Annotated in this window: 10 protein-coding genes; 8 read left to right on the top strand and 2 right to left on the bottom strand. The window is 45.8% G+C overall.

The features are described from left to right. Positions 1-84: 84 nt before the first annotated feature. From folE2 to B3N33_RS03070, 4 genes are read left to right on the top strand one after another with little or no spacing between them, the layout of a single operon-like run. The gene (folE2, locus tag B3N33_RS03085) at positions 85-849 is read left to right on the top strand and encodes a GTP cyclohydrolase FolE2 (protein WP_300980214.1); all 765 of its coding nucleotides are present in this window, start codon (positions 85-87) and stop codon (positions 847-849) included. 3 nt (positions 850-852) lie between these two features. Further along, a complete protein-coding gene (gene rsmG / locus B3N33_RS03080) occupies positions 853-1,530 on the top strand; it encodes a 16S rRNA (guanine(527)-N(7))-methyltransferase RsmG (protein WP_214060763.1) in 678 nt (225 codons plus the stop codon). Continuing rightward, positions 1,527-2,231: a 16S rRNA (cytidine(1402)-2'-O)-methyltransferase gene (gene rsmI / locus B3N33_RS03075; protein WP_214060762.1), complete on the top strand. Its 705-nt coding sequence runs from the start codon at positions 1,527-1,529 to the stop codon at positions 2,229-2,231. The genes rsmG and rsmI overlap by 4 nt, the downstream gene beginning before the upstream one ends. Beyond that, entirely contained in the window at positions 2,221-2,859 is a 639-nt protein-coding gene (locus B3N33_RS03070; protein ID WP_292588360.1) for a site-2 protease family protein, read from the top strand. Before rsmI ends, B3N33_RS03070 begins: the two co-directional genes overlap by 11 nt. Here the strand turns inward: B3N33_RS03070 and B3N33_RS03065 are convergent. Beyond that, the gene (locus B3N33_RS03065; RefSeq protein ID WP_214060761.1) at positions 2,856-3,839 is read right to left on the bottom strand and encodes a DHH family phosphoesterase; all 984 of its coding nucleotides are present in this window, start codon (positions 3,837-3,839) and stop codon (positions 2,856-2,858) included. The two genes, B3N33_RS03070 and B3N33_RS03065, sit on opposite strands and share 4 nt — an antisense overlap. After that, positions 3,839-4,660, bottom strand: coding sequence for a purine-nucleoside phosphorylase (locus B3N33_RS03060; protein WP_214060760.1), 822 nt, complete (start codon positions 4,658-4,660; stop codon positions 3,839-3,841). The genes B3N33_RS03065 and B3N33_RS03060 overlap by 1 nt, the downstream gene beginning before the upstream one ends. Before the next feature lie 136 nt (positions 4,661-4,796). On the opposite strand from B3N33_RS03060, the gene acpP reads away from it, so the two are divergent. From acpP to B3N33_RS03040, 4 genes are read left to right on the top strand one after another with little or no spacing between them, the layout of a single operon-like run. Beyond that, complete coding sequence (acpP, locus tag B3N33_RS03055; protein ID WP_099829110.1) at positions 4,797-5,048, top strand: acyl carrier protein; 252 nt, start codon at positions 4,797-4,799, stop codon at positions 5,046-5,048. 29 nt (positions 5,049-5,077) lie between these two features. Then, the gene (locus B3N33_RS03050) at positions 5,078-5,983 is read left to right on the top strand and encodes an RluA family pseudouridine synthase (protein ID WP_292592157.1); all 906 of its coding nucleotides are present in this window, start codon (positions 5,078-5,080) and stop codon (positions 5,981-5,983) included. Further along, on the top strand, positions 5,980-6,744 hold the full coding sequence (locus B3N33_RS03045; protein ID WP_292592156.1) for a hypothetical protein: 765 nt from the start codon (positions 5,980-5,982) through the stop codon (positions 6,742-6,744). Before B3N33_RS03050 ends, B3N33_RS03045 begins: the two co-directional genes overlap by 4 nt. Next, positions 6,672-8,183 carry a DUF5693 family protein gene (locus tag B3N33_RS03040; protein WP_292592155.1) on the top strand — a complete coding sequence of 504 codons (1,512 nt, stop codon included), beginning with the start codon at positions 6,672-6,674 and terminating at the stop codon, positions 8,181-8,183. The genes B3N33_RS03045 and B3N33_RS03040 overlap by 73 nt, the downstream gene beginning before the upstream one ends. Positions 8,184-8,186: the final 3 nt, after the last annotated feature.

Here is an 8,186-nt window from a genome sequence, read left to right as displayed (position 1 = left end):
AGACCGGCTCCTTAGCCAATTAGGATACGCCTCCACTTAGCTGATTATACCTCTTCGAAAGAGCAGATTCAAGGGGTGTTGATCTTGAGAGACGTACAGAATGAGAGAGACAAGAGAAACATCAGAATCAACATGGTCGGGATAAAGTCAATTGAATATCCCATCGTGGTTTTGGATAGGGAATTTGGAACACAGCATACGGTAGGCAATTTCGATCTCTTTGTGGATCTCCCGACGGATTTTCGAGGCACACATATGTCGAGATTCGTTGAGGTTCTTGAAAGACATCACAAGAAAATCACGCCGAGAAACATGGAATCGATTCTGAACGACATTAGAGATTCACTTAGGGCAGATGTTGCGCACATCAAGGTGCAATTTCCATACTTCATAAGAAAGAAGGCGCCTATAAGCGGCAGTGAGAGTTTCAGCTCGTTTGGCTGTTCGTTTTCCACAACGAAGGATGGAGAGTTCGATTTTGTGCTCGGAGTTAAGGTTCCGGTGATGACTGTCTGTCCCTGTTCTAAAGAAATCAGCGATAGAGGAGCTCACAATCAGAGAGCCGAGGTGTTCGTTTCCGTTCGAATGAACTCGCTCGTATGGATAGAAGAGATAATCGAGTATGTCGAGAAATCTGCGAGCGCTCCGATCTTCTCTCTTCTCAAGAGAGAAGACGAGAAATACATTACCGAACACTCTTTCGATAACCCCCGATTTGTTGAAGACCTTTCTCGGGAGGTAGTTCTGTTTCTGCAAGAAGATGACCGCATCGATTGGTATAGAATCGAAGTAATAAGCCAGGAGTCAATTCATAATCACGAGGCTTACGCTTGCATAGAAAAGGAATAGCACATGTGTTTCCTGAATGAGCAGATCGACTCGCCTAGTCGCATCAAACTAACAAGGCTTCTGGAGCTAATAACATCTTCTCAACACAACCTTACGTCTGTTAGGGACTTCGAGAGAGCTACGATTGTACACGTGGAGGATTCTCTAAAACCATTCTGCGGTTCAACATTTAGGGGTCGCTTCGTGGATATTGGAAGTGGCGGCGGGATTCCCGGTCTTGTCTTGGCAATTGCCTTTCCAGAAGCGGAATGGGTGTTGGTAGACTCTATTGCGAAGAAGACAAAGGAGATAGAGAGATTTGCCCATGAGCTGGAACTGAAGAACGTCGTTGTGAAAACAGCAAGAGCGGAGGAATTGGCGCTGGAAGAAAGAGAGAAGTTCGATGCTGCGTTCATGAGAGCTGTCGCCAGATGTGATACTTCTTTGGAACTGGCAACTCCTCTTGTGAAAACCGGAGGCATCGTATATCTTTACAAAGGACCGGGATGGTGTGAGGAGAGGGTATTCTCGCGCGTTGCTGAAGAGAAACTAGGTCTTGGCCTGTTGCAGGAGAAGGAGTACTGTCTATCAGACGGATCTATCCGGTTCATGATAGTCTATGCAAAGAAGAGAGAGACCCCAGATGGGTTTCCGAGAAGGTGCGGAATGGCTTCAAAGTCTCCTTTGGGAGGTTCAAAGTGACTGCTGAAAAAGGGAAGCTTTGGATTGTGGGAACACCTATAGGAAATCTAGAGGATATGACCATAAGAGGAAAGAAAATTCTGGAAGAGGCAGACCTGATTCTCGCCGAAGACACTAGAAGGATGAGGTCTTTGCTTTCTTCTATGGGAATAGATAAGAAGGTTGTTCTGTCTCTGAACATGCATAATCAGGACGAGAGAGTTCCGTTAATAATTGATCGTCTGAGCAAGGGAGAGCAAATAGCGCTTTCAAGTGATGCCGGTATGCCTGTGATCTCGGACCCGGGAGCTCATGTCGTCAAAACTTGTCGTGAGAGAGGCTTCGAAGTGGATGTTGCGCCCGGCCCATGTGCTGTTTCATGTGGGCTCGCGATAAGCGGCTTTCCGGGGACTCACTTCACTTTTCTTGGGTTTCTGCCAAGAGGCAAGAATCGCAGAAGGGTTTTCAGGAAGATTGCTCAGGGTCTTTATGGAGACGGCGTCATCGTCTTCTTCGAGTCTCCATTTCGGCTCGTAGATACCTTAGGAGAGCTTCTTGAGATAGTTGGCGATAGGGAGGTCTTCGTTGGGAGAGAGATGACTAAACTCTTTCAAGAGAGTTATTTCGGCAGTCTTTCTGACGTAGTCGAGAGATTCAAGGCGACCGAGCCAAAAGGGGAGATAACCGTAGTTCTCTCTGGAAGGGAGAATAATGATGCTTGAGATGATGAGAAACTTCTTCAGCCTCACCCCTGCCATAGCGGTGGCCATAATCTCTCACGAGTACTCTCGTTTCATAACCGCGAAGAGATTCGACGCGGTGAAACCCGAATGGGGAGGACCCGGATTCATAAGAAGGATAGACCCTGTAGGTCTGCTCATGTACTACTTCTTCAAATTCGGCTGGTCTCGACCTTTCCCTGTGAACTACTGGAAGCTGAGAAAAGCCGGATATTTCAAGGGTATACTCACGGCGATTTCTGGTTCTATTGCCAATTTCTCGATCGGTCTTATTGCCGGTCTAGTTTTCTACCTTTCGGGTCTCCACCAGTACTCCACGTTTATGCCGGAAGCCGTCAATTCATTTCCATTGAGCTACATCGCCGATGTAGTGTACTGGATGATGGTAATTGATCTCAATACAGCCTTGTTCAACCTAATTCCAATTCCGCCTCTTGACGGAGCAAACATTGTTACAATGATTGTTCCGGAGAACCAGGTCAATTGGCTGGTGAAATATGAACTGTACGGAATACTTACACTTCTAGTGCTTTCACTTATGGGCATAATACAGCTAGTAATGTGGCCGATAACGCAGTTCATTCAGCTACTGGCGAGGCTGATTGCTTAAGTCCTTTCATTTTGCAGTCGAGAGTCAATCATTTGAACTGCTTCGGAAAGCGCGCTCTTAAGGTCACCTTCGTATTTGAGGGTGAAGCCGGAAGCTTTCTGGTGACCTCCACCGCCAAATGCAACGGCAATCTCACTGACATCGAAGTATTTCTTCGATCTAAGTGAAACGTGTGCCTCACCTGAACGGGCTTCTGAAGCAAAAAGAGCTACTTCTACGCTCTCTACTGATCTCAATTCTCCAACGAAACCCGTGAAATCATCGTCTGTAAGTGAATACTTTTCAAAATCAGCCAGTGTCAGATATGAGTAAGCAAATCTGTTGTTTGAAAGCAGCGTGATGTTATCAATAGCATCTCTTTCAAGAAACAGCTCCTCAATCTTTCGGGTCTCGAGAATCGCTGTTGCCACGAAATCGGGATCGGCTCCCAAACTAACAAGCTCAGCAGCAGCTTGAAATACCGAGCTGTCCACGTTTGAGTATCTGAAGAATCCCGTGTCTGTTGCAATCCCTAAGTAATTCATCAACGCAAGATCCCTGTCATATTCAATATCCATAAGCCTCAGAAGATCGAGAATCATTTGAGCTGTCGACGAGTATGAAGGGTCTACCCAGCATTCGTTTGCGAAGTATGTGTTTGTTGCATGGTGATCGATCACTATCGAAGGAACTCCCATTCTGAGGAAGTTTTCAAACCTTCCGATTCTGTCCGGTGATGATGCGTCAACCACGATAATCAAGTCTGGCTTAGGAATCTCCTCGTCAAAACCTTTGATCCTTTCTATCCAGGGAAAGACTTTGAAGTTCGGTGAAATTTTCCAATCAATTGCGGGTGTGGCTTTCTTCCCGAATCTTTCAATACCCACCGAAAGCGAGACCACGGAAGAAATGCAGTCTCCGTCGGGCATTATGTGGCCAGCTACAAGGATGTTTTCAGCTTTTTGGATACATGAGACAACACTGCTTGCTTTTCTGATCATCATTTGCTCTCCAACAATGATTCGATGGCGTATCGAACTATAGAACTGAACTTTGGTCTGATTCTTCTGGCCGTGCTAACAACATCGGCATGGGAGAGTTTCTCCTTCAGGATTCCCGATGCCATATTCGTAACGCAGGATAGAACAAGAAGCTTGATACCGCAGTGCCTGGCAGCGATTACTTCTGGTACTGTCGACATTCCAACGAGATCTGCTCCGAAAAACTCAAAGGCCCTTATCTCTGCCGGAGTCTCATAATTTGGACCAAGAGCCCAACAATAAGTTCCCTCCTTCAATTCTATCCCCGTGTTTTGAAGACGGGTTTTCAAGTCCGCCAGCCAGAGACTGTCTACGATTTCCGACATATCTGGAAATCTCACGCCATATTGCTCGTAATTGACTCCCCTGAGAGGATTTCGAAAGCCGAAATTCACTACATCAGTCACTGCGACGATATCTCCTGGAGAGAAGCTTCTATTTATGCCCCCCGCAGCATTCGTAATCAACAGATGTTCTATTCCGAGCTCCTTGAACAAATACACCGGAGAAGTGACATCTCTGATGTTATGACCCTCGTAGTAGTGAAATCGTCCCTCCATTGCTACAACGGGAAGACCATGAAAGTATCCGAAGACCAATCTTCCAGAATGACCTTCAACGGTTGTTTTAGGAAATCCCGGAATTTCAGAATACTCTATTGCTATTGGTTCGGAGAAGTGTTCCGTCAGATAGCCAAGGCCGGATCCGAGAATTAGTGCCGCCTTTGGAGTCATTTTGATTCGTTCAGTTACCTCTTCTTTCATCACTTCGAATATATTCATAGAAAACCTCCGAAAGTAAAGCCATTCAAATTATTATATAATAATGAATGCTTTTGGGAATCGAGAGCCGTTTGACTTTGAAGCTCTCGGTTAATATAATTGTTCCGATTTTCAGAATTCGAAGGGAGGAAATCCTTTGACGGCCGATGAAGTTTTCGACAGAGTGAAGAACATAATTTCCGAGAAACTTGGAGTCGAAGAAGATGAAATCGCTATGGATTCCAGTTTGACAGAGGATCTCGGAGCCGATTCTCTCGATCTGGTCGACCTGGTGATGGCATTTGAAGATGAATTCGATTTTAAGGTCGAAGATGAGCAGATTGAGAGCATCTCTACGGTGGGAGATATTGTGGAAAGTATCAGCAAAGGTCTGGGAGTTGAAGACTGAGTCTTTCAAGGGGGCTTAAGGCCCCCTTAATGTTGAGTGGAGTGGTATCGATAGATAGAGAATTCAGAGTATCAAAAGAAAACTTCTATGAGAGATTAGACAGGTTCTTGAGAAGGGAGCTCTCAGACCTGAAGTTGTCATCTATCTACAAGTTGCTGAGAAAGGGAAATGTGAAAGTCAATGAGAAGAAAGTCAAGGATGGCTCCTTCAGGCTTGAGATAGGAGATTTAGTTCGAGTAGCTTTTTCTGGAGATCCTTCAAGACTGAAGCGTCTTAGAGAATCGCGTGAACTGATTCCTCACGAGATTCCCCTTAAGATACTATTCGAAGACGATTCAATAATCGCGGTCGACAAACCGGCGGGGATATCCGTTCATCCCGGAAAAGGCATCCAGATTGTAACGTTGGTCGAGGGACTCATGGCATATGGAGAGGCAAGAGGTTTCTTGCCGCGGCCCGTCCACCGGCTCGATAAGCATACCTCAGGAGTGATAGTCTTCGCCAAATCTCCAGAGTCGGCTAGAGAGTTGTCATCACTGTTTAGGCTGCGAGGAATGGAAAAGGGTTACCACACGCTTGTGAAAGGAGTGCCGGAAGCTAAAGGAAGACTTGTTTCCGAGAGAGAGAAACACACTGAGTCATTGACGTTCAGAATTGAAAAGAGTTTTGCCTCGGTTTCACTATTGTGGATAGATCTTCACACAGGGAAGAAGCACCAGATACGTCGTCAGCTGAGCGAAGCCGGGTATCCAGTTGTTGGGGACGATGTCTATGGAGACAAATTGTTCAACAGGGAGTTCAAGAAAGAGACCGGGCTCAGAAGATACTTCTTGCACTGTTCGAGACTCTCCTTTATTTGGGAAGGTGGAAAGACGATCGAGATTCTTTCGGGACTTCCCGACGACCTTGAGAAGGTGTTGGTCAAACTCAAATGAAGTCAGCCCTTCTGCTTTTGACGGTCATTCTCATTTCGATCTACGCATTCAGTCAAGTGGAGATCAGGAGAGAGATTGAAGAAGCAAACGCTGAACTCTCACAGATATACGGCTTTTCGGTCAAGTATAATCTTACGATTCTCAAAGGCGAAGGCCATGAGCAGCCAGCAGCAATTGATGATAATGGAATCTACCAGATCTTTCTTTACACGACTTCCTATAGATCCGGAGTCGCAAGACATGAACTCGCACATGTCTATTTCTTTGAGTACCTTAGGAGCATCGGCTTCACTCCTAATGAGATTCCTGTATGGTACCATGAATTAATGGCGGAAGGCTTTCAGAGTCTTCATTCGAGGACGAGAATTCCGATACTCAGAGTTGCCTTCTATGATTTCACAGAGTTTGACAGAAGGTACCCTAATAAGGATGACCAATCTGTTTTCTATGGAGCTGTTTCGAGCTTCGCTGGATACATTCTGGAGAGGCATTCATATATTGATCTGACGAGCGTCGCAGAAGAGTTCTTACAAGAAGGGGATATGAGTGCAGCCTTTTCGAAGGTTTTTGGATCGAGTCTAGGGTCTATGATTCTAAAGTGGAGACTTATCTTCTTGCTTCCATATTCTCCATTTCTCATCGGTGTAGTATTATTTCTTTATCTTCTGATTGGGAGGAGAGACAAGTATTGGCGGAAGTTCCCGTTAGACCTAGAAAGCCTCAGAGAAGACGAAGAAACGAAAAACAGAAGAGCGCACTAAGACTCGGCAACGGTATAGTCGTTGTTGCCTTCATTTCCGGATTGCTTCTGTCTTTGTTCTACATTCCCTGGAGAGTTTCCCTGGATTTCAACTACAACGATGCTGTGATAATTACAGAGAAGGCGGTAGACGCAGTCCCTTCAAAGCAGCTGATTTACGTGGAAGATCTGGAGAACGTCTCGAATTTGGAGTCTTCGGTTATTCTGGTGGATCTGAGAGACGACTGGCATAGGCTGGAGGAGATATTGGCTCTGCAGATCCCGATGATCCTTACTGGAGTCTCCCCTTACACAGTCTCGGAGCTTGCATCGATTCTTGACAATCACTTCGCATACACGGGATACATGGAGTTTGACGAAAGAGGCCATTATGTCCTTGATGTGCTGAGGGCAAGGGAGAACAAATCTCTGGTGTTTCGAGTGCACAATCTGAAGAAGAAAGAGTATCCAAACTATGATGTTGACAAGGCAGTGACCAGGTACCTTAGAGCTGTCAGAGAAAGGAGCATTGATGCACTTCTCTTTTTGACTCCCGACAATGATTTTGACTATGATGAGCTGGTATCTCAAGTTTATGGAGTACTCGACGGCATGGGATTCGCTTCGACCGAATTAGTTTCTCCAAGGACTGGTTCATCCAGGTTCGCCTTGCTGGCATCCCTGTTTGTGTTTGTTCTCCTGTTATCTGTCAGTCCTTTGCTTGCAGCTGTTGTCACAGCGTTGTTCGTGTTGTTTCCAACTGTTGGTCTTCCCGCGGCCGCTGTCTTCGGTGAGTTTGCCATATATCGGAGGGTTTCTTCCTTGAAAACCGGGGTGATCAAGGGTCTCCTTCTTTTCTTTTCCTTCTCGATTTTCCTCGGAATAGCAATCAACGCCTCGATGGTAGGTGCCTCCTATCAGAATGGACTGGAGCTCTTCAGAGGCGTGAAGATCTCATTGGTAGCCCTCCCCTTCTGGCTTTTTGTCACTGGTTTTGGTAGAAGCGTTTCGAAAAAGGTTTCTAGGGGAGATATACTTGTCGTTCTTCTTGCAGGGCTGGTAGCCGTCTATTACATCCTTAGAAGCGGGAACTTCTCTTTTGTGCTTGATGTGGAAAGAACAATGCGAGACTATCTTGACAACGTCCTCATAGTCCGTCCGCGTTTCAAGGAATTGCTCGCATATCCGCTTCTGGCAGTGATGATTCACTTCTCTTTTGATCTCAAAGGGAAACTCGGACCGATAATTGCTGCAGGTGGATCACTTGTAACTGTATCTATAGTTAATACCTTCTGCCACGCTACTGTTCCTCTGTGGACAGGCCTGCTGAGAAGTGCGTATGGTTTAATCTTCGGTACAGTGCTTTCACTTCTAATAATCGTGATCATCAAAAAGTATAATAGATCAAGGGACATCGCTAACAACTTGTTGAACGTGTCTGATGAAGACAAGTCTAATTAGTAT

The sequence above is a fragment of the Mesotoga sp. UBA5825 genome (genome assembly GCF_002432955.1).
Taxonomy (GTDB): domain Bacteria; phylum Thermotogota; class Thermotogae; order Petrotogales; family Kosmotogaceae; genus Mesotoga.
Note: the sequence above shows the minus strand (reverse complement) of the source record. Positions and strands in the feature narration are given on the sequence as shown.

Bases quoted from the DNA above. Each gene is read 5' to 3' on its own strand.
- B3N33_RS03050 (WP_292592157.1), top strand. From the start codon at position 5,078: ATGTTGAGTGGAGTGGTATCGATAGATAGAGAATTCAGAGTATCAAAA.
- B3N33_RS03045 (WP_292592156.1), top strand. From the start codon at position 5,980: ATGAAGTCAGCCCTTCTGCTTTTGACGGTCATTCTCATTTCGATCTAC.
- B3N33_RS03070 (WP_292588360.1), top strand. From the start codon at position 2,221: ATGATGCTTGAGATGATGAGAAACTTCTTCAGCCTCACCCCTGCCATA.
- B3N33_RS03065 (WP_214060761.1), bottom strand. From the start codon at position 3,839: ATGATCAGAAAAGCAAGCAGTGTTGTCTCATGTATCCAAAAAGCTGAA.
- rsmG (WP_214060763.1), top strand. From the start codon at position 853: ATGTGTTTCCTGAATGAGCAGATCGACTCGCCTAGTCGCATCAAACTA.
- B3N33_RS03060 (WP_214060760.1), bottom strand. From the start codon at position 4,660: ATGAATATATTCGAAGTGATGAAAGAAGAGGTAACTGAACGAATCAAA.